The sequence below is a fragment of the Paenibacillus arenilitoris genome (genome assembly GCF_014705655.1).
GTDB classification, from domain to species: Bacteria; Bacillota; Bacilli; order Paenibacillales; family Paenibacillaceae; genus Pristimantibacillus; species Pristimantibacillus arenilitoris.
Map to the genome: position 1 here is coordinate 178,289 of NZ_JACXIY010000003.1, position 23,088 is coordinate 201,376.

Genomic DNA, 23,088 nt, shown 5'->3' on the forward strand with positions numbered 1-23,088 from the left:
TCATATGGAATCACGAAGGCTTAGGAAAGCAGGTGGTAGGAAATCGGTCCTTCCTCGCGCGATTCGCGCTCGTACGTTTCGACAAGCACCTCGTTCAGCTTCTTGCGGGCGGAGATTTCCACGCTGTGATTATTATGGAAACGGACGCCAGACAATGCCATCAATTCCTTAACCGTAAGCTCAACCGTCACTTTGTCGTCGCCATGCGGGATTTTTGTCGTACTCATCACTTATCACCTCATCGATTTTTTTATAACAGTATTTCCATTCAATCGACGTTTCATGAATACAAGCGCAAATGGTCTATGTCAGGTTTTTTCGTTGATCTGTCGCACTTTTAATATAACACTTCATGTAAGGTTACGCAAGCCTAAATTATCGGAATCCAAACATTTCTTCCAATTTAAGCGGTTTCCGAACATTCGAGGGCCGAGCGGACAACAAACATGGCTTTTCGCTTCGATTTTCGTTAGAATAAAGGGTGTATGTTCGGAAAGAAGGGGAAATAAAATGATCGAAACGCAAGCATCGCCGCGGCAGCCGCTGCTCTGGGGCGATAAAAGATTTCATACATGGAATTACGAAATGCGAGAGCAATTCGGCGGCAAGGTATTCAAGGTCATGCTCGACGCCGGCTTCACCTGCCCGAACCGGGACGGCTCCATCGCCAAGGGCGGCTGCACGTTCTGCAGCGCGCGCGGATCGGGCGACTTTGCCGGAAGCCGGCGCGACGACCTCGTCACCCAATTCAACGTCATTCGCGACCGCCAGCATCTGAAGTGGCCGGATGCGAAGTACATCGGCTACTTCCAGGCTTATACGAACACGTACGCGCCGGTCGAGGAACTGCGGGAATATTACGAGGTCATCCTGCAGCAGCCCGGAGTCGTCGGCCTGTCGATCGCAACGCGCCCGGACTGCTTGCCGGACGACGTCGTCGATTATTTGGCCGAGCTGAACGAGCGGACGTACCTGTGGGTGGAGATGGGTCTGCAGACGGTGCACGAATCGACGTCCGAGCTCATTAACCGGGCCCACGATACGGCGTGCTACCTGGACGCGGTCCGCCGGCTTAGGGAGCGCGGCATCCGCGTCTGCGCGCACATCATCTATGGGCTTCCGCAGGAGACGCACGAAATGATGCTGGATACCGCCCGCGCCGTCGCGAAGATGGACGTGCAGGGCATTAAGATCCACCTCCTCCACCTGATGCGCAAGACGCCGATGGTCCGCCAATACGAGGCCGGCCTCCTCCGGTTCCTGGAGCAGGACGAATACGTGAAGCTCGTCGTCGACACGCTCGAGTTTTTGCCGCCGGAGATGATCGTTCACCGCCTGACCGGCGACGCGCCGCGCGAGCTGCTGATCGGTCCGATGTGGAGCTTGAAGAAGTGGGAAGTGCTTAACGCCTTCGATGCCGAGCTGCGCCGCCGCGACACGTGGCAGGGCAAGCTTTGGCGGCCGGAGGTCTAGCATGGCGGGACGCGTTATGCGCGAATTCGGCGCAACCTGCGGCTCAGCATGCCGCGGCGGCCGATGGTTCAGGATAGCGGGACGCGTTATGTACGAAGTCGGAGCGGATCCGGCAGCGGGCTTAGTCGCGCGGGATTTGATTGGAGGTGCGCCATGGGCTTCCTCTCCGTTCTGAGCATGGCGCACAAGTGGATCGCCGAACACGCCTTCCCCGGCGATACGGTCATCGACGCGACGGCCGGCGGCGGCGTCGATACGCTGCTGCTCGCGAAGCTCGTCGGGCCTAAGGGGACGGTGTACGCCTTCGACATCCAGCAGGAAGCGCTCGATCGGACGAGCGAGCGGCTTACTGCTGCCGCGGAGGACGCCGCGCTGTCCGAGGTGAAGCTGATGCTGGAGAGCCACGCCAACATGGCAGAGGCGGTCGACCCCGGCGTCGCCGGCCGTGCGGCCGCGGTTACGTTCAACCTCGGCTACTTGCCCGGCGGCGGCGACCAGTCCGTCATCACCGAGCCCGCTTCCACGCTCGCCGCGCTGGATGCGGCGCTTGCGCTTCTTCGTCCCGGCGGAATCGTCACGTGCGTGCTGTACCCCGGCCATCCCGGCGGCGCGGAGGAAGCGTCCGCCGTCGAAGCCTGGGCGGCGGGACTGCCGCAGGGGCTCGGACAGGCGGTCGTCTACCGCCAGCCGCAGCGGCCCGAGGCGCCGTATTTGGTCGCGGTCGAGAAACGGCGGGAGAACGGCCGTGAATGAAATGAATTTATGTCGATGAAGCTTGGCGCGGTAATTGGATTCAGGGTTGTTTTTTAGGAAAGAAGTTTGCTGCGCAATGACATGTCCGCTTCATTGGGACGGACATTGACGCGCACGGTCACGAGGCTGCCTATTACGGACAATGCGACACACGGTCATGCAGCTGCCTTTTAGCGGACAAACGGCACACGATCATGCGCCTGCCTTTTAGCGGACAAAACGGCAATGAACAAGTCGGCGAATTTTGAATGGATTCTATCCAATCAAATGGCTCATTTTCATCTTGTGATCGAGTTTGACTGTAGTAAATCCAATTAAATTACTCAATAAGAGCCCGTTGCATAGGGCTGCAGCTCATTTGATTTGGAAAAACTCCACTCAAACGTGAAGCTGACCGAATGGAGCATCGATTTGACTGTATATAATACAATCAAGCCATGCCACATCTTGCCAAGCCCAAGCACTCCATCCGTATGATCTGCAACCTATTCAACCTATCTGCAACCTGTCTTTGCAGGCCTCTGCGTGCCTTCCGCTAAATTCGCGGCGACGACCAAGAGGCCGGCTTGGATAGATTACATATAAACTATAAAAGCATGGGAGAGAGACTAATGACTGTAAAACCGTACCCGCTTCAATTCAAACCGGAAATGAAGGAACGCATTTGGGGAGGACGCGCGCTCGAAGGCTTCGGCCTGGAGCTGCCGGAGGGCTCGATCGGGGAAGGCTGGATGATCGGCGACCACCCGAACGGAACGACGAAGGTCATGAACGGCGAGCTTGCGGGCAAAGGGCTCGACGAGATCCGCGAAGGCTACGGCCGCGAGTGGTTCGGCACGAAGGGCTTCTCCGAGATAAACGGACGCTTCCCGCTCCTGATCAAGCTGCTCGACTGCAATGACGACTTGTCCGTTCAGGTGCATCCGACCGATGCCTATGAAGGACTTCCCGCGGGCGAGCTCGGCAAAACGGAAATGTGGTACATCCTCGACGCGAAGCCGGGCGCCAAAATCATCTACGGCTTGAAGGACGGCGTCGACCGCGCGGCAATGGAAGCGGCGATCGCCGAAGGCCGCATCATGGATACGCTGCAGGAAGTGCCGGTCGAAGCCGGCGACGCTTTCTATATTCCGGCGGGAACCGTCCACGCGCTGTGCTCGGGCGTCGTCGTCGCCGAAATCCAGCAAAACTCCGATACCACCTACCGCCTGTACGATTACGACCGTCCGGGTCTCGACGGCAAGCTGCGCGAGCTTCACGTGGAGGACTCGCTGAACGTCATCGCGTACGAAGGCGCGGGCGCGCAGCGCATGAAGACCGACGGTGCGGTTGCCGGACAATGGCTGAACATCGCCACCTCCCCTTATTTCGTCGTGGAGAAGGGAATCGTAGCCGCTCCTTGGCAGCTGGCAACCTCGGCGGAAAGCTTCGTTATTCTCGTCGTTGCCGACGGCGAAGGCCGCTTGAAATGGGCGGACGGCGAGCAGCCGGTCAAAGCCGGCGAATGCTTCCTGCTCCCCGCGACGCTCGGCGATTACGAGCTGTCGGGCGGCATGACCGTGCTTCGCAGCGTCGTTCCGGCCTAATCGAAGGGCGGCAACGGCATACGCAAGAGGGGTGTCCCTTAAAGGTCGGTCGACCTTGGGACACCCCTTTTCTTTTTTATTTCGACGCGAACGGATTATGATGGCTGGCCGTCGAGCTCGAGCCGCCGGTCTTGTTCAGCTTCAGCTTGTCGTCGATCAGCTCGTCTGCGTCCGAACCCAGCAAATATTGCCCCTGCTCATGAAGCCGCTTGCGCACTTCGTCCGTGTCGACCTGGCGAGTCGTAACGCCTCTGGCCGCGGCGAGCGAGGCGGCCGTGCCCGCCCGCGGCAAAACAAGAGCTTCTCGATAAGCGGGATTTCGCGATTATTCGCCCAACACGCCCGTCGCATTCGCGAAACAAGAGCGATCCCGCGCTTATTCCAACGTCTCCCGCAGCTCCGACTAACAAAAAAACTGTTCTAACGCAGCGGCATCCGGCTTGCCACGCGTGAGAACAGTTTTCTATTGCCGTATTCCCGGCTCTCTACAATGAAAAAGCTTCGCTTTCCGCTTCGGCGGACAGCATGAACGGTCGCGGCTTCGGCTTGCCGCCGGTTGCTTCGACGGCATACAACACCGCCAGCAGCGTGTGCCGCTCCTTCCTCACGGCGCCGGTCGACAGATACGCGGCCAAATCGAACGGAAGCTTCTCGAGCACGGCATGCTTCTGCAGCTCCCGCTCGCCGAGACCAAGCGCGGCGAACTCCTCGGACACCTCGCCCGGGCGCTCGGCCAACCGCCGCATATGACCGCTCCACTCCGCCTTATCCATCGTGAAGTCCCACCACGTCTTGCGCGGCTTGTAATTGTGATTCAGGAAATAATCGTATTTCATGAGCCCGAACGCGACTTCCTTGTCGAGTCGGGCAGCCGTCCCGCCATCCGTTTCGGTCCGCTCGTCCGACAACTCGACGAGGAACATCCACAGCCGAGAGAACAGATCCTCCAGCTGATGGCCGATCTTCTGCCATCCCTTGCGCTCCCAGAAATCGCCGAATAATTGGAAGAAGTCGAACGGCGACGGAAAGACGCGGTCCACGAGGTAAAGCAGCGTATGATCCATCCGGTGAGCGTTCCAATATTTCTCCAGCACGTCCTCCACCCGCTTGATGCGGACGATGTCGGCGAACGGCATCAGGTCGTTCCCGAGCATTTCGTACGGCGACCGGTCCATGTAGATGTATCCCCATTTGGCGGCGTCGCGGCGCAGGCCGGTACCGCGCAGCATCTTAAGAAAGCCGAGCTGCAGCTCCTCGGGGCGAAGCGCGAACACGTCGTTGAACGTGCCGCGGAACGTTTCGTAATTTTCGAGCGGCAGGCCGGCGATCAAATCGAGATGCTGATCGATCTTGCCGGATTCCTTCACCTTCGTCACGGTGCGGACCAGCTTCGACCAGTTCTGCCTGCGCTGAACCGCCTCGTTCGTCGGATCGTTCGTCGACTGCACCCCGATCTCGAACCGGAAGATGCCCGGCGGCGCATGCTCCGCCAAGTAATCCAGCACCTCGGGACGCATGATGTCGGCCGTAATTTCGAACTGGAAGACGCAGCCCCGATGATTTTCGATCAAAAACCGGAAAATTTCAAGCGCGTAGTCGCGCTTAATATTGAACGTGCGGTCGACGAATTTGATCAGTTTGGCTCCCGAATCGATCAAATACAAAATATCCGCCTTCGTCCGCTCCATATCGAAATACCGAACGCCGACCTCGATGCTGGACAGGCAGAACTGGCAGCTGAACGGGCATCCGCGGCTCGTCTCGAAATATACGACGCGGCTCGCCAAATGCGGCAGATCTTCCTTGAACCGATGCGGCGAAGGCAGCTCGTTCAAATTCAGCTTCGGCCGGGGCGGCGTGATGACGACCTCCGGGAGCTCCTCGCGGAGCTTCCGGTACGCGATCCCGAACACCATATGATACTTGCCGTCTCCTTCGATTTCCGTGAGCAGGTGATGGAACGTCTCCTCCCCTTCGCCCACGACGATGAAATCGACCTCCTGCACGCGGTCCATCCAGTAGTCCGTATCGTAGCTGACTTCTGGGCCGCCGAGCACGATCTTCACTTCGGGCATGATTTTGCGAAGCATGTTAATGACAGTAATCGTCTCTTCGATGTTCCATATATAGCAGGAGAAGCCCACGACGTCCGGCCGGCGCGAGAAAATATCCGATACGATGTTCATTGCCGGATCCTTGATCGTATATTCCGCGATATCGATATCGAACCGCTCGCCGCTGTAGGCCTTCAGGCACCGAAGGGCGAGCGAGGTGTGAATGAACTTCGCGTTTAACGTGGATAGCACCACTTTCATCTTATAACCTCACTGTTCTGACGCAAGATGCCTTCTATTGTACCGAAAATCGGCGCAAAAAAGAAGAGGCGCCCCCTTCCGCGGCAAAGCGGAAGCGGATGCCTCTTGCTTAAGCTAGTCTCTTACTTCGATATGAAGCTGATCCTTCAGCTGCATGTCGATGACCGGATAGCGGACGCGCCACTTGCCCCCGCCGAGCGAGGTTACCTGGCCGGGCTCGAAGCCGCGCGGCTCGAAGCCGAAGTCCCGCTCGTACGAAACGACGACTTGAATTTTGTCGTCCGGCAGCATGTCATGCAGATCGTACCCCATGTTGATCGCCCACATGCGCAGCTCCTGCGCGGTCGCAGGACCGTAATACATGTAGAACAGCGGGTCGATGTCCGCCGTCAGGACGAGCCAGCCCGCCGCGTCGCGCTTCGCTTCCCACTTCGTGAACGCCGCCACCCCTTCGGTCGTCGAAAGCGAGGCGAATTGGTCGGCCATCACCTTCTGTATATCGGCCAACGGGGCTCCAGCGAGAGTAGATGGCAGCTTGGACGGCAGAAACTTCGCGTTCTCCACCATCTCCTCCGTCATTTCGTCGACGAGGACCGCCGCGTGGAATACCGATACGGCGAAATTCAAATCCGCGTTCGAGCCGGAATAGCCGAGCGTCGTAATGCCGATCAGCTCGCCGTGCTCGTTAAACAGGGCGCCGCCGGAGCTTCCGTGATCGATCGGCGCGCTCGTCTGGACGTAGCGGACGCCGCCTTCGAACGTAATATTGCTGATCAGGCCGTCGGATATCGTATTCTGCAAGCCTAGCGGGCTTCCGATCGCGACGACCTTGTCTCCTTTGCGGGAATCGAGCGCGTATGTAACCTCGACGGCAGGCAGATCGAGCGGCTCCTCCGTCTTGATGATAGCAAGGTCGGACTCGGCGTCGTAAGCGACGACGCCCGACACGGGCGCTTCGTCGCCGTACAGCGTCTGCACGGTAGCCGAAGCTGCGTCCGCGATGACATGATGGTTGGTCAAAATCAGGTTGTCCCCGATGACGACGCCGCTGCCCTGGGCACGGTTCGTCATGATGAGAACGACGCTTTCGTCATAGGTATCGACGATTTCCCCCGATGTCAGCACCGGCTTGTTCTGCTGCTCGTTCAGCCAATCCTCGTATTCTTCTTCGGCGGCCGCATCCCGGGTCGTGATCGTGATCGCCCCCGTGTTGCTATCCAAGCCGAGCGACGCCTGTAGCGCGCCAGCCACGAACCGCACGGGCACGAACGTAATGCCCTTCTTCACGACCGGCGCGGCCTCCAGCTTGACCGGCTTGCCGCTGACGATGCCGTCCTTCTTGCCGACCGTGACCGAGATTGTAATATTGCCCTTGCGGCCGATAATCGTCTGCGTCTTGCTCTCCCAGGTGAAGGACGCGCCCAGCGCTTTGAAAATATCGCGCGCAGGCACGAACGTCACGCCTTTCTCCACGTAGGCCGGCGCCGCCAGCGTCAGCTTCGCGCCGTCGACGATGACCTGCGGCTGCTGCGATGCCGCCGCGGCCGCGGCCTTCGCCTGGCCGGCAGCGGCCGAGACCGAATCGCCGCCCGGCGCGGGCAGCGGTGCCAGCAGCAGTCCCGCTACGAGCAGCGGACTGAGCAGCGACTGAATGAGTTTCGTTTTCACGCTAATGTTTCCCCCAAATTCTCCCATTTTCCCCATAAGGAATCTATCAGGAATATCGTACCATTCCGGGCGCCGCTTTGTCTATGAAAACAGGTTTCATAGAGCGCCGGATCGATCCGCGAGAAAGATTAGAACTGCAGCCTCGAGCATGGTATAGTAGGAGCATTGAAGCAAGGAGGATTAACCGCATGCCTAAAGGAAAAAAACGCCCGGCTCGCCGCGAGCCGGCGGTCAAAAACGATAAAAGTAAGTCCTATCCCGTAACGGAGGCGGCCGAGCTGCTGCCGTTTCTGATCCGAAACGTCGCCGGCGCGGGACGCAACGCCGTCAAATCGATGCTCGCCCGCGGACAGGTGGCGGTGGACGGCAAAGGAACGATCGCGTATAACCTGCAGCTAAGACCCGGTCAGACGGTGACGGTCAGCAAGGAAGGCCCGAAGGAGAAGCTTCCGTTCCAAGGCTTGTCCATTCTGTTCGAGGACGAGCATCTGCTCGTCGTGCGGAAGGATGCCGGCCTGCTGTCCATAGCCTCGGCCGCCGGCAAGGACGACGAGCTGACGGCATACCGCCAACTGATGGCCCACGTCAAGCTGGACAATCCGAACAACCGGGTCTTTATCGTGCACCGTCTTGACCGCGACACGTCGGGCGTCATGCTGTTCGCGAAGAGCGAAGCCGTGCAGCAGCTGCTGCAGAACAACTGGCGGGAAAGCATGCGGGAAAGAAGCTACGTGGCCCTCGTCGAAGGAACGGTCAAAAAAGAGCAGGGAACGATCGCGTCCTGGCTGAAGGAAAGCAAGACGCTCAAAATGTACTCGAGCCCCTACCCGAACGACGGCCAGCACGCCGTTACGCATTACAAGGTGCTACGCGCAAGCAAGAGCTTCTCGCTGCTTGAGGTCCGGCTCGAGACGGGGCGCAAAAACCAGATCCGCGTCCATATGGAGGATATCGGCCATCCGATCGTCGGCGACAAGAAGTACGGCGCCCGCACGAGATCCATCGGCCGGCTCGGCCTGCACGCCCGCGTGCTGGCGTTCGAGCACCCGATTACGGGCGAGCCGATGCGCTTCGAGACGGACGTTCCGAAGCCCTTCCTGCGTCCGTTCCAAGCGGAGGAATAAGGCCGCGCAAATCGAAATCAAACGAAGCATAGAAGGAGGAATCAGGAATGCCCCATTTATTGTTACGAGGCGTCCCGGCGGAGAAACTGCAGGCCGTCAGCGGGCCGCTCGCCGAGGAGTTGGCCGTCGTCTGCGGCTGCGGAGCCGATAATTTCACGATGTCGTGCATGCAGGCGGACAACGTATACGGATACGAGGGAGACGCGTCGTTCGCGTTCATCGAGGTCGGCTGGTTCGAGCGCGGGCAAGAGGCGCGCGGCCAGTTCGCCGAGACCGTGACGAACTGCGTTCGCCGGCTCGGCGTACGGGAAGTCGAAATCGTCTTCCACGCATACCGCGAGGACAGCTACTATATAAACGGGAAACCCGCCGGATAGGCTGCGCGGCTAGCCGCCGTGCCCCCTGCGGGATTCGCCGGCCTGTCGTATCGGATACAAATAAAAGAAAAGAAGCGCGATCAGCAGCGCCGCAATCGGGATGACGCTCAGCATCGAACGGATGCCCCATACCGCCGCTTCGGTCTGGACCGCATCCTTCACGTAGCCGCTCGCCTCCAAAATAACGCCGAGCACGAGCGCCTGCAGCGATACGCCCCATCGGACGACGAACCCGTTCATCCCGAAATACATCCCTTCCCGCCGCACGCCCGTTCTTCGTTCATCCTCGTCGATGATTTCCGACAGCAGCATGTCGAGCAGGACGAGCAAGCCGGCAAGGCCGATGCCGATCCCCGCGGCCGCGATCGCCGCTGCGGCAACCTTCGTCACGACCAGGAAGGGCAGCATGGCGAGCGCATACAGGCTGACCGCCGCCATAACCGTCGTCCTCGGCCCCCACTTCTGCACGAGCCTGCCCCAAATATAAACGCAAGGAATCGCGGCGATAAAGATCGCCCCCAACAATATCGAGTTGCTGTCCTCCGCGGCGCGAAGCACATATTTCGTGAAAAAAGGAATCGCGGCCGGCAGCACGGCGAACGTGAACTGCACGAATAAGCTGCCCAGCACGAAAAACACGAACGCTTTATTGGAAAACGTTAATTTGAGCGATTGCAGCAGGCCGGTCTCATCGCGCTTCACGGCGATGTTTTCTTTGCTGGCCATGACCATGACGACGAAGAAGACGAGCGCGACGCCCGCAAATATCGCCCCCATGGGCCCCCAGCCCAAATTGCCATACACGAGCGGAGGCAGCGCGACGCCGACGATCATGCCGACGATGCCGAACATTTGGCGCCATGACGATACGGAAGCCCGCTCCTTGATCGTCGTGAACATTTCCGGGAACAATGCCGAGTAATTGAGCACGACCATGACGAACAGCACGTCGTACAGCAGCACGATCGTCAGGAAGTACCAGAACAGCGCGGTCCCTTCGCCAACGGGAAACCAGATGGCCGTGAACAACGCCGCAAGCGGTACCATGCCAAAGAGCATGTACGGAATGCGTCTTCCCCAGCGCGAGCGGGTCCGGTCGGACAAATAGCCGAAGAACGGGTTCAGCACCGCGTTCACGATGCCGTGGACGATCATCGCGGCGCTGATCAGGCCTGGCCTGACGCCGAGCACGTCGACGTAGTAGAAGACGATGTACGAAGCAAAGGCCTGGGCGATCAAATTAACGGATAAATTGCCCGAGCTGTAAGCGATTTTCGATTTCAAGCTGGCAGTTGGCATGGACATGGACAACACGCTCCCGGTTTCGATAGACATCGACAACTTAAACGCTTGCAACAAGTTCATCTTACCTCACATATCCTTTTTATTCCATAAAAATGTATGCGGGAAGCGGCGGTCCGTGTGTGCCGGCTTATGAGGCGCGGACGGCGAAAATCGGAGCGGTATCCGACAACCCCGCCTCTCATTCCGCCGGATCTGCTATAATGGATGAACATTCGTTTCTGTAGGTGATTCCTTTGACAATGCAATATCATCCCTATCCGATCGGCGTCCGTCAAAATGAGGCGCCCGTCGCTCCCCCGGCGGAAGCGAAGACAAGCCGGCAGCTGGTCGGCGATCACGAACCGGACGCCGGCTTTTTTCGCGCGTTGGAGAAGCACGGCATCGCGCTTAACCGTCCGCAAATCGAAGCGGTGCGCCACGATACGGGCCCCGCGCTGACGCTGGCGGGCGCAGGCTCGGGCAAAACCTCGATGCTCGTCTGCCGGACCGCCTACTTGCTGACGGTGAGACAAGCGCAGCCTCAGCATATTTTGCTCATGACCTTCTCCAAGAAGGCGGCCGACGAGATGCAGAGCCGCATCCGCTCGCTTCCCGTGCTTGATGCCCGGGCGTCGAGCGGCGTTGAAGCGCGCACGTTCCATTCCTTCTGCCTGCAGCTGCTTCGTGGGCGCGGCTATCGCCAGTCCATCCTCGGCGAAACCGGGCAGAAGCATGTATTTTTCAAGCGGCTGACGCGCGAACTGATGCTTCAACACGACTACGAGCCCGAGACGCTGCTGGCCCGGCTCTCGGCGCTTAAGCTGAGGATGGCCGAGATCGAGAAGCTCCCGGAGACGACGACGGAGGAGAAGGAGCTCAAGCTTCTGTTCACGCGGTACGAGCAGTGGAAGAAAGATACCGGCAAGCTCGACTATGACGACCTGCTGCTTGAGGCTTACCGGCTGCTGCGCGACGATGCCGGCTTGCTCTCGTCGCTGCAACGGCGCTTCCAATATATAATGATCGACGAGTTTCAGGATACGAACCAGGTTCAGTACGTGCTCGTGCAAATGCTTGCCGACCGGCACCGCAACCTGATGGTCGTCGGGGACGACGATCAGACGATCTATTCGTTCAACGGCGCGCGGAACGATTACATTTTAAATTTCGAGCATCAGTACCCCGGCGCGGCAACCATCGTGCTGGATATCAATTACCGGTCGACGGCCTCGATCGTCGGGCTTGGCAATGCCATTATTCAACCTAACAAGCAGCGCAAGCCGAAAACGCTCCTGGCCGTTAAGCCGAAAGGCATTCAGCCTTTCTACTCGCGCCTCAAGTCGACGCAGGAGGAGGCCCAGCTGGTCGCGGATACGATACTTGCCCAGACCGGCGAAGGCCGGCGGGGCTTCGGCGACTTTGCCGTGCTGTACCGCACCGCGAGCAGCGGCAGGGCGCTTGTCGAGCTTCTGCTGACCAAGGAGCTTCCGTTCCATGATTACGGCGACGGCCAGCTGTTCTACGACCAGTGGGCGATCAAGCCGCTGCTCGCCCATTTGAGGCTTGCTCTCGACCGCCGAAATTTCGACGCGATGGAGTCGCTGCTGCCGACGCTGTACGTCAACCGCGAGCAAGCGATGGCGTTCATCTGGCATCAGGACAAGCAGCGGGCGAAGAAATGGCCGCTCATCCATCTGCTGGAGTATCCCCAGCTCAAGGACTTTCAGAAGGATAAGCTGAAAGAGCGGATCAAGCTGATCAAATCGCTGACCGAATGCAAGCCGGCCGACGCGATCCGGCAGCTCCGCCTCTCTTTCTACGATCAATACCTCGAGACGGGTAAGCGGACCGAGATGACCGAATACAAGGAAGGCCTCAAGGAAATGCTCGACGAGCTGCAAGCCGCCGCCGGCGCCTATGACACGATTGAAGCTTTCGTCGCCTACGTCGATGAAATTACCGAGAAGCATGCCGCCCTGCGGCTCCGAAACCATGGGGACGGCCGCGGCGTGATTAAGCTCATGTCGATTCACCGTTCGAAAGGCCTCGAATTCCCGGTCGTATTCGTTATCGGGGCGTCGGAAGGCATCCTGCCCCACAGCTCCGTGCTTGCCGCCGACAAGCACGGCGACCGCAGCTCCTTACAGGCCGGAAGCGACGCTTCCGCGGATGCATTGGAGGAAGAACGGCGGCTCGTTTACGTCGCCGTGACGAGGGCGAAGGAGGAGCTGTACGTCAGCTCGCCCGCCCTTTACCGCGGCAAGCCGGCCGAGCTGTCCCGGTTCATCCGCTCCGCGTTCGGAGCGGATGAGCAGGAGCAAGGCGGCGACGCGGAAACGGCGCTCGCCTGGCTTTGCACGGGCGATTCCTGTCAAGTGTGGCAGCGCATCGTCTCTTACGAGGAATCGCAGCTGGCAGAGCGGACATGCCCGCTCTGCGGCCGCCCCATGAAGCAGGGAGCGAAGGTGCTGCCGAAGAGAAAGCAGGCTGCCGGACGAATCCAACCGAAATAAGCCGGAGGAAAATGAAAGAAAATTAATAAACCTGAATAATTCGTTGACAACCATGAACAATACGGAATAGGATAGAAATAGTTTTGCGGGGATATCAAATGTGGAGGAATCGTTGCATGCTCGCAGAAGAACGCCGTCAGCGCATATTGGAGCTGCTCGCCAAGGATCGCAGAGTCGTCGCGAAGGATTTGGCCCATCTCTTTCGGCTTTCCATCGATTCGATTCGCCGGGACCTTACGATCATGGAAGATCAAGGACTGCTGCAGAAAACATACGGCGGAGCCATTCCGCTGACGCCGCCGCCCAAGGTGCGCACGCTCGCCCAACCCCGTTCCATACGGTACGGAGACGGAGCCCTGCACCAGAACGCCATATCGCAATTGGCGGCTTCTTACATTCATAAGAACGACACCGTCTTCATCGGCGGCGCCGGCATTCAATACGGAATGCTGAAGTATTTGCCGGAAGATATCCCGTTCACGGTCGTGACGAATTCGCTCGCCATCGCCGAGTCGATTCGAAACCTGCCGCATATCGACGCCTACCTTGTCGGCGGCAAGCTTCGCTCCGGCGGCGACAGCATCATCGATACGATCGCCTTCGAAATGGTCGGCAAATTCAACTTCGATATCGGCTTCGTTACCGGGGGCGGCATAGCCCTGAACGGCATCAGCACCGCCACGCCGGAGGGCGCGGCCTTGACCCGCGCCGTCGCCGAAGTTTCGCGGCAATGTATATGCCTCGCGCCGCACGAGAAGATCGGCGTGAAGATGTTCGCGACGTCGATCCCGCTGCAGCAAATCGATCTGCTGATTACCGACCAGGGCGCTCCGGAGAAGGCGATCCGCGAATTCGAGAGCCTTAGCGTCAACGTTATTTTTGCCGATGAAGAGTATCCAAGCGGAGGAATTTACGATGAAAGCAATTAAAGTGGAACAATCCGCGCCGCTGCACGGCTCCGTCAAAATTCCGGGGTCCAAGAACAGCTCGCTGGCGCTCATAGCGGCCGTATGCTTGGCGGACGAGGCGGTAACGCTTCAGGGCATTCCGAATATAGCCGACTTACGAGTCATTTACGAACTGGGCGGCGAGATCGGCCTGAAGGTTGAACGCGACTTGGCGGGTTCGATGACCGTCGACCCGAGAAATATACAAAGCACCAGCTTCGACCCTGCCAAATCGTCGGCGTTTCGAACGGCCTATTACTTCGTCGGTTCTTTATTGGCCAAGTTCGGAAAAGTCACGGTCGGGTATCCGGGCGGGGACGATTTCGTCAGTCGGCCGATGGACCAGCATATCAAAGCGCTCAAGATGATGGGCGCGACGTTTACGTTTTTCGACCGTCACTATACGGTAGAAGCCAAGGAGCTGCGCGGTGCGACCGTATATTTCGATACGATCACGAGCGGCGCTACGATCAATGCCATGATGGCAGCGGTTCGGGCCAAAGGCAGCACGTTGCTGCTCAATGCCGCGCGCGATCCCGAAGTGACGGACACGGCGAATCTGCTGAACCATTTGGGAGCCAAAATAACCGGGGCCGGCACGGATACGATCCGCATCGAAGGGGTTGCCACGCTTCATGGCGGCACGTATGCCGTTATTCCGGACAGGCTGATCGCCGGGGCCTTCCTGATGGCGGCGGGCGTTGCGGGAGGCTCGATTACCGTGCAGGACGTCATCCCCGAGCATCTGTCTTCCTGCGTGGCGAAGCTGAGGGAAATCGGCCTGGAGATCGAAGGCGACGATCATTCCCTGACCGCCCATTCGACAGGCATCCTGCGCGCGACGAGGGTCAGGACTGCGATGTACCCCGGCTTTGCGACCGATCTGCAGCAGCCGCTGACGGCGCTGCTGACGCAAGCGCAGGGCAAAAGCATCGTCGCCGACCGCATCTACCCGTCCCGGTTCAATCATGCGCACCAGCTCGTCCGGATGGGGGCGGATATTAAGCTGCGTTCGGGCGTCGCCTTCATCAAAGGCGGCAAGCCGCTGCACGGCGCCTTGGTGCACGCATCGGACGTACGCGCGGGCATCTGCCTCATCCTGGCCGGACTTCGCGCGGAAGGGACGACGACGATCGCCGGGGTGCAGCATATCGAGAGAGGCTACGAGGACGTCGTCGCCTCGTTCCGGTCGCTTGGCGCGAGCATCGGGATGTTCCATTCCGATTCCGATCGGATCGACAATAGGCGGAGGAGCTCGATAACGTAACCTTGCCGTCCAAAACAAGAAGACCGCCCTCGGCCGCAGAATGATCTGCGTGCCGGGGCGGTCTTCTTCGCTTGCGGGGGTCTTACAGCGCCGGCGGCGTGAAGGAGCGCGTCGCGAATTCTGCATCCAGCATATAGAAAGCGTTGCTGTCCTTATCGATCCGCTTCAGCTTCTGAATGATGCTGTCGAACAGCGCTTCCTCCTCGACCTGCTCGTCGATGAACCATTTCAGGAAATTGATCGTCGCGTGCTCGCGGTCGTTCATCGCAAGGTCGGACAGATGGTAGAACCGTCTCGTATTCTCCTGCTCGTGCTTGTAGCCGTGCTCGAAAGCATCCAAGATCGACGTGTACTCGTTGTTCGGCTCTCCGAGGGCGGACAGCGTCGCGCGGCGTCCCCGGTCGTTCAAGAACTTGTATATTTTCATCGCGTGAAAACGTTCTTCCTCGGCTTGTACGATAAAGAAATTCGCGAAGCCGTCGAGGCTCTCGCCCGAGCAATACGCTGCCATCGCCAAGTATACGTGGGCGGAATAAAATTCAAAATTCATCTGCTCGTTTAACGCTACTGCCAATCCGTCATTCATCGCTCAAGCACCTCAGCTTTCGTAGTATGTTGTTAATTTTACCATAAAAATAAGGAACGGCAAATGCCGCTCCTTACAGATATACCCATCTTGGTCGTTATCCAATCATTTTTTTCAACCGTTTGTACAGCTGGTCGGGGGACGGCGCGCTTACCGTCTTCGACTTGACCACGACGAAGCATTCAAGCTTGCAAGTCTTGCAATTGCCGAGACAGTCGGTCTTCTTCTGCTTAATGTCCGGGTAACGATCCTTCATCGCCTTGTATACCGGCTTAAGCCCGTTCTTCATATTCCGCTTGCAATATTTGATCTTCTTCATCCGGTCCACCCCGCAGCGCAACGAAGGATTTGCTTTCAAGTAAATGATAATGATTATCACCCTCGTTGTCAACCGCGAATTTTGCCGTTATCGCTGTTTGAGCACCTCAAGCCCTTTGAGCAGCTGGCTGTCCTCCTTCTTCAGCTTCTCGCGAAGCCGCTCAAGCAATTGGTAGCCCGTCTTATCGTTGAATGCGCCGGTCGCCTCCAGCTTCTCCGCCGTCTGGAAGCCGCGGATCGCCTCGGCCGTCTGCTCGTCGAACAAGCCGTCTCGCCCCGCGGGGCCGTAGCCGAGCTCCTCCAGCATCGTCTGCAGCGTCTTCACGTCCTCGCCGTAGCTGCCGACCTTAAGCTCCGTGCCGATCGCTAGCGGCCTCAGCTTCGTATAGGCCGGAAGCTCGACAGCATAATCCGGCGCAACGCCCTGCTTGTTGATCCAGGTGCCCGCCGGCGTCTTCCACTGCGCTTCGGTCAAGCTCAGCACCGAGCCGTCCTTGAATTGGTTGAACGCCTGCACGACGCCTTTGCCGTACGTCTTCTCCCCGATGACGGACGCCCCCGCCGATTCCTTCAGCGCGGCCGTCAGCACCTCGCTCGCGCTTGCCGACTGCCCGTTCACGAGCACCGCGACCGGAATCGTCCACTCCTTCGTCTGCTGCGATTTATACGTAACGGTTCTGCGCTCGTTTTTGTAGACGACGTTCAGGATCACTTTGCCCTTCGGAATCAACGTGTTCGCGATATGGATCGTCGGCTGCAGCAGCCCGCCAGGATTGGAGCGCATGTCGAGCAGCAAGCCCTTCAGCGGCTCCTTCGCCTGAAGCTCCTTAAGCGCGGCCTCGAATTCCTCGGCCGTCTTCTCGGCGAAGCGGGTTATCGTGACATGCCCGATCCCGCCTTCGAGCAGCTCGGAGGTCACCGTATGAATCGGGATGGCTTCCCGCTTCAAGGTCAGCTCGATCGGCTCCGCCTGACCCGGCCTATGAATCTGCAGCGATACGCTCGTTCCTTCCTCGCCCCTGACGAGCCCGAGCAAATTCTGGAACGTCTTGCCGCTCAGACTTTGTCCGTCCACCTTGACGATCGCGTCGCCTGGCAGCAGGCCTCCCCGTTCCGCCGGCGCGCCTTTCGTCAAGCCGGAAATGACGAACTGCCCTTCCTCTTCCCGCAGCTCGGCGCCGATGCCGTAAATTTGTCCTTCATACGATTCCGTGTACGCATTGCCCTTCTCCTCGGCCAAGTACCTCGAATAAGGATCTCCGAGCGAAGCAACCATCCCTTCTGCCGCGCCGTTGAGCAGCTTTTTCGGATCGGCCCCTTCCAGGTAATCGTTCATGATCTTGTTATAAGACACCGTAAATTGTTGAAACGTCGGTTCTCCCACCATCGGATAGCGGTACCCCATCCAAAGCATTCCTAACCCGATGCCGATTGCCGTAAATAAGACCGCGCCCAGCAGGCAGAGCATCAGAAAGCGCTGCTTGGCGGCCGGCGACGCGAATGTTTTCATCCAGTCATCCCCTTCGAAAGTTTGCGGAGCAACCATGCGCCGCATCTTGTATGTACCCACGATTTTCGCTACAATCAACCTAGCCATATGTAAAGAGAGAGACGGAGAGGAGCTTTAACGAAATGAATTACAAATTGATCGCCATCGACGTAGACGATACGTTGCTGACCGACGACCTGACGATGACGGAGGGCACGAAGCGCGCGATGGAAGCCGCGATCGCCAGAGGCGTGACGGTCACGCTCGCAACCGGCCGCATGTTCGCGTCCGCCCGGAAGATCGCCAAACAAATCGAGCTTAATGTTCCTATTATTACGTATCAGGGCGCGCTCGTCAAAACGCTGCTCGACGGGCAGGTGTTATACGAGCGGAGCGTGCCCATCGACGCGGCCAAGGAAATCCACGCTTTCGCGGAAGCGAACGGGCTTCATCTCCAGCTATACGTGGACGACGAGCTTTACGGGACCGAGGACAACAACAAGATCAAAGCCTATTCCAAGCTTTCCAATATCCCGTACAAAATAGAACCCGACTTTCACAAATTGCTCGATTACCCGATGAACAAAATGCTCATGATCGACGAGCCTGCCCGTCTCGACGAAATCGCGGAGCAGCTGCGGCCGCTCGTCGGCGACCGGGTGCACATTACGAAGTCGAAGGCGCATTACTTGGAGTTTATGCACAAGGAAGGAACGAAAGGACATGCGCTGCGCTTTATGGCCGAGCATCTCGGCTGCACGATGGAGCAGACGATCGCGCTCGGCGACGCGTGGAACGACAACGAGATGATCCGCGAGGCCGGCCTCGGCGTAGCTATGGGCAACGCGATTCAATCGCTGAAGGATATCGCGGATTACGTCACGTTGACGAACAACGAGGAAGGCGTCCGGCACGTCATCGAGAAGTTCGTGCTGAATGCCGCAACCGTTTAAGTGAATAAGATGCGAGAACAGCCCCTTCGCTTCGAGCGAAGGGGCTGCTTATTGGGATGGGACTGATTAAATAACTAGGGCCTTGGAGGGAAAATTCCTTCAAGGGCGATAATGAAATTGACCCCGAGGTACGGCTGCCTATTGTTATGCGGCTGACTGCCTCCGGTTACGCCTACAGCATTCGGGCTCATAGGCGTCGTCGGATTCGAAGCATATACGGTTGGAATGCCGCGGCCCTGCACAAGTCCTGCCCAAGTCGCGTTTGTCGGAGATAACGTGCTTCCGGCATTTACGGCTTGAGGGGCATGGGTATGCGCCGGTATTTCATTCGTTGTTAACGTAACCGATGGGCTTCCGCCAATTTCCCCGAGCGTCCTTGGCGTAAGACCGACGCCGGCACCTTGTTGCAGAGGCGCCTTGCCCATCAAGTCCGGGAGGGCGAAGTTGGTTTTGCCGTCGCCGCCGTAGGTAACGCCTAGAATGGAAAATAAGGCCGTATTGTGGCTAATGGGTAATAATTGCCCGTTGCACAACGCCCATCCTTTCGGAGCAAAGTTCCCAGCAAACGCGCGGATTTCGCCAATATAAGGTTCTGACATGCTAGTTCCTCCTCTTGTTCTCTATTCGCGGGTGGGGAAATATCCGTTAACGCAAATGCAATAATTCATCGCCAAGTACGGCTGCATATTCGAATGCGGCGCGCTGCCGCCGGCCTGCGCTATCGCGCCGGGGCTCATTGCCGAATCCGGCGATTGCGAATAGGAGTTCGTGCTGTTCCCCGGCGGTGCCCATGTGTTGCCGACAGGCGTATAGGACGTTGCGGATTGTTCGCTTGCCATCGCGGTATGCGTATGCGTCGGCATTTCATTTACGGTAAGCGTATGCTTCTCTTCACCGGCACTCTGGCCGAGCGTAACGCCGTTTCCGGTATGTACGGGAGCCCTTCCTCTCAGATCGGGCAATTTAAAGGTTGTAGCTCCGTCTCCTCCGTATGTGGCACCTATAATCGCGAATAAAGCCTGATTTTGCTGAATCGACAGCGTCTGTCCTTGACAAGGCGCCCACCCCCGCGGCGTGAAGCCAAAGCCGAATAAACGAATGTCTCCAATAAACGTTTCTGACATCTCTTAAGCCTCCTTAGTCTCGTGACGGATATGTGCCTTCGGTCGCGATAATGAAATTAATCGCCAGAAACGGCATCATGTTATCATGCGGCTGGTTGCCTCCGAAGGGCGAGAGCGATTGCGGGCTCATCTGGACGGTCGGCGGCTGCTGCGAGTATACGTTTTGCATCGTTTGTGCCGCCCATACGGCACCTGCAGGCGAAATCTGCGTTCCGGCCTGCGAAGATGCGACCGCGACGTGGGTATGAGCAGGCAGCTCGGTCTGCGTCAACGTAACGTTCTCCGTACCGCCCCGCTGGCCAATGACATAATTCGTCCCCGTCTGCGGGTTCGTTCCTTGGCCGACCGGGATGCGGCTTGCCAGATTCGGCACGGCGAAGGTCGTCTGGCCGTCGCCTCCGTACGTCGTACCAAGGAGGCTGAACAACAATTCATTTTCGGAAATCGACAGAAGTCTTCCGTCGCACAGCTCCCAGCCCAGCGGAGCGAAGGTGCCTCCGAACATCCGAATTTCTCCAACATATTGATCCAATTTCCAATCCCCTTTCAATTGGCGTCCCCTTCATCTATAAGCAATCGGCAGCCTAAAGTAGATAGTTACCGAGAACTTCGTCCTAATGATCTTGCAATCAATCGAGTACTCATCTATCAATTAGGCTCGTCCAGCGCATTCGCGCATGAAGCTCGTCCGTGCTTACGGTCCCGAAGCCTAGCCTTTCGTATAATCGCCGTGCTGGATTGTCGGTGCGAACCGACAGCCTGAGAGGCAGGCCCGCCGAGCGGGCCTCCTCTTGCAGCTGCCGGATAAGCGTCGTTCCGATTCCCATGCTGCGGAAATCCGGCAGAAGCGCGATATCGACTAAAATCTTCTCGTTTCCGTGAACCGCCGTATGCCATTTTCCCACTCGCCGCCCGTCCGCGATGACGATTTGCACGCGATGCTCGGGATACTGCATCCGGTACGATTGCTGCTGGAACCGAAACTGCATGGCAAGAAAGGCTTCCAGCTCCTCCGCGCCCCATCCCCAAGCCGCTACTTCGTCGGCTCTCGTTAGCGCGTAAAGCTCGAACAAAAACGGATTTTCAGGCTGCGCGTCCTCCAAGCGAATATCCATCGGTTTGCTCCTCTAGATGAATTGTCCCGTCTCAAGCAGCTTCACGATGACGGCCGCCAATTGCGCTCTTGTCATCGGCTCGCCCGGATTAAGCCGGTTGTCGCTGCCGTTCACAATGCCAAGCTTCACCGTCAGACCGACTGACGCTTCCGACCAGCCCTTCAGTTCGCCGTTATCCTCGAACGCGTTAAGCCCTTCCTCAAGCTCGGCATCCGTGAAGCCGGTCTCCACCTCCATGAGGCGAAGCGCGCGGGCGAGAATGACCATCGCTTCCTCCCGGGTAATTTGACCGCCCGGACGGAACGAGCCGTCCGCATATCCGCTGATTAGGCCGAAATCGGAAGCCGACGTTAGCGAAGCCGCGAACCATTGCTCCCCGTCGACGTCCGTAAACCCACTGCCGGAGGCTTCGTCGTAAAGGCCGAGCGCTCCGGTAATAATGGCTGCAAACTCGGCGCGCGTAACGCTCCGGTTCGGCTCGAATTGGTCCTCTCCGGTTCCCTGCACGATAAGGCGGGAAGCTAATTCGTCGACGTAAGCCTTGGACCAGCCGCTGACGTCGGAGAACGTTTTCTCGTAATCGATAAGCGTGAACACGCCGTTCGCGAAGCTGTGGACTTTAATTTCGAATTGTCCGTCCTTCTTCGCGATCTTGGTCGGAACGTGGACCAGCTTGCCGTCCGGCAGCAAGAGCACGGCCGTCTTCGGCTCCTTCCCTTTCAGCTCCTCGTCGCCGTAAGCGATCGTAATGTAACCTTTAATCTTGGTCAGATCGATTCTCGAATCGCCTTTTTGGAAATACAATTGGTAGCTCATCGGCGTAACGAGCAATTGGTAGCCTTTGTCTTCGGCAAGCTCTTCGAGCTGTCCCGTTGAAGTCTCGTCGGCTTTCTTGATCTCGATCTTTAAGGACATGCCGGCATCATCCCAGCTGCTCAATGCTTCGCGAATGGCCGAAAAGGACAGACCGTAGCCCGTTCCGTTCACGACGAGGCTGATCGTTTTGTTCCCGCTCTTCAGCTGGGTCAGTAGCTCGCGGTCCATGACCACTTCCGCGTTGCCCACCGCCGTGCCGACATCGATCGTAATTTCCTTGTCGTCCGAACCGTTAATGAGGTCCGTCAGTTGACCGCCGTCGATCGACACGACCACGACCTTTTGCCCATCTTTGGTGACGACTTCGGCCTTAATGCCGGAATGGTTGCCGATGCCTTCAATCGTCACCGGAGGGATCGTCGGAGGGACCCCGCCGCCGCTTGACGGTCTATTGTTCTTGATCGTCACCGTCGCAACATTTGAGTCTGTCAGTCCGTCATTGGTTTTATAAGTAAACGTCACATCCGTATAGTATCCGGACTCCGGCTCGAAGCTGAATTCGCCCGTCGCGGGATCCAGCGTGACGATCCCTTTGACCGGTTGATCGACGATGGTGTAGGTCAGCGCGTCCTGCTCGACATCGGCGGCGGCGAGTTCACCATCGATTTTGGCGCTTGCGGTCGTGCTGAACTGCAAATCCTCCGCCGTCGGAGCGTCATTCACGGCAGCTATCGAGATCGTCATGTCGGCGGATGCGGACGGCGCAATGCCGTCGGCTGCGGCGTTCCACTTGAAGGACGTCGTTCCATGCCAATTCGCCGCGGGTATGAATTGAAGCTTACTTATTTCATCAAAACCGATAGCCTGGTTTACGCCAGCGTCATTCCCGTCAAATTGCAGCGTGCCGTTCTCAGGCAAGGATACGATCGTCAACACATCCAGCGCTTCGGAATCCGCGTTGCTATACCCAAAGTCTGTTTCCGCAAACGTTAATGCCGTATCCTCCGTCCCTGCCGCGCTGCTATCCGTAATAACCGGCACCGAACGGTAATCGATCGAATCCGAGAAGGTCGCTGCATTGCCCGCTTCGTCGGTCACTTTTAAATAAACGGTTTTGGAACCGTAGCCGCTCGATAGTAGCCAGCTTTCGTCAGCCGGCTTCCAATCCGCGCCGTCGTTGGAAAGCTGCAATACAACATCATGAAGATCTGCACCGGTATAGGCTAGCGTTACGTTCTCGGACGTCGTAAAGTCTGCGTCGTTATTGATCGCTATGCTGCCGGTAGGTATTGTTTTATCGATCGTGAACGTTTTTGTCGTCGTATGACCGAGGTCGTCCGTTACAATAAGCACGTATACGCCATCTTCGGTCACGGTCGT

The 23,088-nt window shown here is 58.0% G+C and carries 22 protein-coding genes; 9 read left to right on the plus strand and 13 right to left on the minus strand.

Annotation, left to right across the window (positions count from 1 at the left end; translation table 11 throughout):
* Positions 1-20 precede the first annotated feature (20 nt).
* Positions 21-227 carry a hypothetical protein gene (locus IDH41_RS03850; protein WP_190858438.1) on the minus strand — a complete coding sequence of 69 codons (207 nt, stop codon included), beginning with the start codon at positions 225-227 and terminating at the stop codon, positions 21-23.
* A gap of 283 nt (positions 228-510) precedes the next feature.
* Between IDH41_RS03850 and IDH41_RS03855 the strand changes: the two genes are divergently transcribed.
* From IDH41_RS03855 to IDH41_RS03865, 3 genes are all read left to right on the plus strand, one after another.
* Positions 511-1,473: a TIGR01212 family radical SAM protein gene (locus tag IDH41_RS03855; RefSeq protein WP_190858440.1), complete on the plus strand. Its 963-nt coding sequence runs from the start codon at positions 511-513 to the stop codon at positions 1,471-1,473.
* A gap of 153 nt (positions 1,474-1,626) precedes the next feature.
* Positions 1,627-2,226 (plus strand): class I SAM-dependent methyltransferase, encoded by a 600-nt coding sequence (locus IDH41_RS03860; protein WP_190858442.1) that lies wholly within the window; start codon positions 1,627-1,629, stop codon positions 2,224-2,226.
* 611 nt (positions 2,227-2,837) lie between these two features.
* Positions 2,838-3,812: a type I phosphomannose isomerase catalytic subunit gene (locus IDH41_RS03865; RefSeq protein WP_190858444.1), complete on the plus strand. Its 975-nt coding sequence runs from the start codon at positions 2,838-2,840 to the stop codon at positions 3,810-3,812.
* Between the two features lie 76 nt (positions 3,813-3,888).
* Here the strand turns inward: IDH41_RS03865 and IDH41_RS03870 are convergent, their stop codons facing one another.
* The 3 genes from IDH41_RS03870 to IDH41_RS03880 all read right to left on the minus strand — a co-directional run bounded on the left by IDH41_RS03870 (position 3,889) and on the right by IDH41_RS03880 (position 7,795).
* Positions 3,889-4,104, minus strand: a complete 216-nt coding sequence (locus IDH41_RS03870; RefSeq protein ID WP_190858446.1) for a hypothetical protein — start codon at positions 4,102-4,104, stop codon at positions 3,889-3,891.
* 193 nt (positions 4,105-4,297) lie between these two features.
* On the minus strand, positions 4,298-6,127 hold the full coding sequence (locus IDH41_RS03875) for a B12-binding domain-containing radical SAM protein (RefSeq protein ID WP_190858448.1): 1,830 nt from the start codon (positions 6,125-6,127) through the stop codon (positions 4,298-4,300).
* A 114-nt stretch (positions 6,128-6,241) separates the two neighbouring features.
* Positions 6,242-7,795 carry a trypsin-like peptidase domain-containing protein gene (locus IDH41_RS03880; RefSeq protein ID WP_190858449.1) on the minus strand — a complete coding sequence of 518 codons (1,554 nt, stop codon included), beginning with the start codon at positions 7,793-7,795 and terminating at the stop codon, positions 6,242-6,244.
* Positions 7,796-7,983: 188 nt separating this feature from the next.
* Here IDH41_RS03880 and IDH41_RS03885 point away from each other — a divergent pair, with 188 nt between their 5' ends.
* Positions 7,984-8,919 (plus strand): RluA family pseudouridine synthase, encoded by a 936-nt coding sequence (locus IDH41_RS03885; RefSeq protein WP_190858452.1) that lies wholly within the window; start codon positions 7,984-7,986, stop codon positions 8,917-8,919.
* A 47-nt stretch (positions 8,920-8,966) separates the two neighbouring features.
* Positions 8,967-9,296, plus strand: coding sequence for a DUF1904 family protein (locus IDH41_RS03890; protein ID WP_190858454.1), 330 nt, complete (start codon positions 8,967-8,969; stop codon positions 9,294-9,296).
* Between the two features lie 9 nt (positions 9,297-9,305).
* On the opposite strand, the gene IDH41_RS03895 is transcribed toward IDH41_RS03890, so the two are convergent.
* Entirely contained in the window at positions 9,306-10,601 is a 1,296-nt protein-coding gene (locus IDH41_RS03895; protein WP_223829419.1) for an MFS transporter, read from the minus strand.
* 239 nt (positions 10,602-10,840) lie between these two features.
* On the opposite strand from IDH41_RS03895, the gene IDH41_RS03900 reads away from it, so the two are divergent.
* From IDH41_RS03900 to murA, 3 genes are all read left to right on the plus strand, one after another.
* The gene (locus IDH41_RS03900; protein WP_190858456.1) at positions 10,841-13,093 is read left to right on the plus strand and encodes a UvrD-helicase domain-containing protein; all 2,253 of its coding nucleotides are present in this window, start codon (positions 10,841-10,843) and stop codon (positions 13,091-13,093) included.
* A 116-nt stretch (positions 13,094-13,209) separates the two neighbouring features.
* Positions 13,210-14,022: a DeoR/GlpR family DNA-binding transcription regulator gene (locus tag IDH41_RS03905; protein ID WP_190858458.1), complete on the plus strand. Its 813-nt coding sequence runs from the start codon at positions 13,210-13,212 to the stop codon at positions 14,020-14,022.
* On the plus strand, positions 14,009-15,307 hold the full coding sequence (gene murA, locus IDH41_RS03910; RefSeq protein WP_190858461.1) for a UDP-N-acetylglucosamine 1-carboxyvinyltransferase: 1,299 nt from the start codon (positions 14,009-14,011) through the stop codon (positions 15,305-15,307). Before IDH41_RS03905 ends, murA begins: the two co-directional genes overlap by 14 nt.
* 82 nt (positions 15,308-15,389) lie before the next feature.
* Here murA and IDH41_RS03915 read toward each other — a convergent pair whose 3' ends face one another.
* From IDH41_RS03915 to IDH41_RS03925, 3 genes are all read right to left on the minus strand, one after another.
* Positions 15,390-15,893 (minus strand): ferritin, encoded by a 504-nt coding sequence (locus IDH41_RS03915; protein WP_190858463.1) that lies wholly within the window; start codon positions 15,891-15,893, stop codon positions 15,390-15,392.
* Between the two features lie 97 nt (positions 15,894-15,990).
* On the minus strand, positions 15,991-16,212 hold the full coding sequence (locus IDH41_RS03920; RefSeq protein ID WP_190858465.1) for a DUF1450 domain-containing protein: 222 nt from the start codon (positions 16,210-16,212) through the stop codon (positions 15,991-15,993).
* A gap of 87 nt (positions 16,213-16,299) precedes the next feature.
* On the minus strand, positions 16,300-17,721 hold the full coding sequence (locus IDH41_RS03925; RefSeq protein WP_190858467.1) for a S41 family peptidase: 1,422 nt from the start codon (positions 17,719-17,721) through the stop codon (positions 16,300-16,302).
* Positions 17,722-17,843: 122 nt separating this feature from the next.
* On the opposite strand from IDH41_RS03925, the gene IDH41_RS03930 reads away from it, so the two are divergent.
* On the plus strand, positions 17,844-18,653 hold the full coding sequence (locus IDH41_RS03930; protein WP_190858469.1) for a Cof-type HAD-IIB family hydrolase: 810 nt from the start codon (positions 17,844-17,846) through the stop codon (positions 18,651-18,653).
* 74 nt (positions 18,654-18,727) lie between these two features.
* Here the strand turns inward: IDH41_RS03930 and IDH41_RS03935 are convergent, their stop codons facing one another.
* The 5 genes from IDH41_RS03935 to IDH41_RS03955 form a co-directional block, all read right to left on the minus strand.
* Positions 18,728-19,252: a phage tail protein gene (locus IDH41_RS03935; RefSeq protein ID WP_190858471.1), complete on the minus strand. Its 525-nt coding sequence runs from the start codon at positions 19,250-19,252 to the stop codon at positions 18,728-18,730.
* 21 nt (positions 19,253-19,273) lie between these two features.
* A complete protein-coding gene (locus IDH41_RS03940; protein ID WP_190858473.1) occupies positions 19,274-19,777 on the minus strand; it encodes a phage tail protein in 504 nt (167 codons plus the stop codon).
* A gap of 13 nt (positions 19,778-19,790) precedes the next feature.
* Positions 19,791-20,309 (minus strand): phage tail protein, encoded by a 519-nt coding sequence (locus IDH41_RS03945; protein ID WP_223829420.1) that lies wholly within the window; start codon positions 20,307-20,309, stop codon positions 19,791-19,793.
* Positions 20,310-20,418: 109 nt separating this feature from the next.
* Positions 20,419-20,892 (minus strand): GNAT family N-acetyltransferase, encoded by a 474-nt coding sequence (locus IDH41_RS03950; RefSeq protein WP_190858475.1) that lies wholly within the window; start codon positions 20,890-20,892, stop codon positions 20,419-20,421.
* Between the two features lie 12 nt (positions 20,893-20,904).
* Positions 20,905-23,088 (minus strand): S-layer homology domain-containing protein (locus IDH41_RS03955; RefSeq protein WP_223829421.1); only part of this gene is annotated, 2,184 nt, incomplete at its 5' end.

Coding starts and splice junctions, on each gene's coding strand:
- IDH41_RS03925 (WP_190858467.1), bottom strand. CDS start 17,721: ATGAAAACATTCGCGTCGCCGGCCGCCAAGCAGCGCTTTCTGATGCTC.
- IDH41_RS03850 (WP_190858438.1), bottom strand. CDS start 227: ATGAGTACGACAAAAATCCCGCATGGCGACGACAAAGTGACGGTTGAG.
- IDH41_RS03920 (WP_190858465.1), bottom strand. CDS start 16,212: ATGAAGAAGATCAAATATTGCAAGCGGAATATGAAGAACGGGCTTAAG.
- IDH41_RS03895 (WP_223829419.1), bottom strand. CDS start 10,601: ATGTCCATGCCAACTGCCAGCTTGAAATCGAAAATCGCTTACAGCTCG.
- IDH41_RS03905 (WP_190858458.1), top strand. CDS start 13,210: ATGCTCGCAGAAGAACGCCGTCAGCGCATATTGGAGCTGCTCGCCAAG.
- IDH41_RS03875 (WP_190858448.1), bottom strand. CDS start 6,127: ATGAAAGTGGTGCTATCCACGTTAAACGCGAAGTTCATTCACACCTCG.
- IDH41_RS03950 (WP_190858475.1), bottom strand. CDS start 20,892: ATGGATATTCGCTTGGAGGACGCGCAGCCTGAAAATCCGTTTTTGTTC.
- IDH41_RS03935 (WP_190858471.1), bottom strand. CDS start 19,252: ATGTCAGAACCTTATATTGGCGAAATCCGCGCGTTTGCTGGGAACTTT.
- IDH41_RS03900 (WP_190858456.1), top strand. CDS start 10,841: ATGCAATATCATCCCTATCCGATCGGCGTCCGTCAAAATGAGGCGCCC.
- murA (WP_190858461.1), top strand. CDS start 14,009: ATGAAAGCAATTAAAGTGGAACAATCCGCGCCGCTGCACGGCTCCGTC.
- IDH41_RS03860 (WP_190858442.1), top strand. CDS start 1,627: ATGGGCTTCCTCTCCGTTCTGAGCATGGCGCACAAGTGGATCGCCGAA.
- IDH41_RS03855 (WP_190858440.1), top strand. CDS start 511: ATGATCGAAACGCAAGCATCGCCGCGGCAGCCGCTGCTCTGGGGCGAT.
- IDH41_RS03885 (WP_190858452.1), top strand. CDS start 7,984: ATGCCTAAAGGAAAAAAACGCCCGGCTCGCCGCGAGCCGGCGGTCAAA.
- IDH41_RS03915 (WP_190858463.1), bottom strand. CDS start 15,893: ATGAATGACGGATTGGCAGTAGCGTTAAACGAGCAGATGAATTTTGAA.
- IDH41_RS03930 (WP_190858469.1), top strand. CDS start 17,844: ATGAATTACAAATTGATCGCCATCGACGTAGACGATACGTTGCTGACC.
- IDH41_RS03865 (WP_190858444.1), top strand. CDS start 2,838: ATGACTGTAAAACCGTACCCGCTTCAATTCAAACCGGAAATGAAGGAA.
- IDH41_RS03890 (WP_190858454.1), top strand. CDS start 8,967: ATGCCCCATTTATTGTTACGAGGCGTCCCGGCGGAGAAACTGCAGGCC.
- IDH41_RS03940 (WP_190858473.1), bottom strand. CDS start 19,777: ATGTCAGAAACGTTTATTGGAGACATTCGTTTATTCGGCTTTGGCTTC.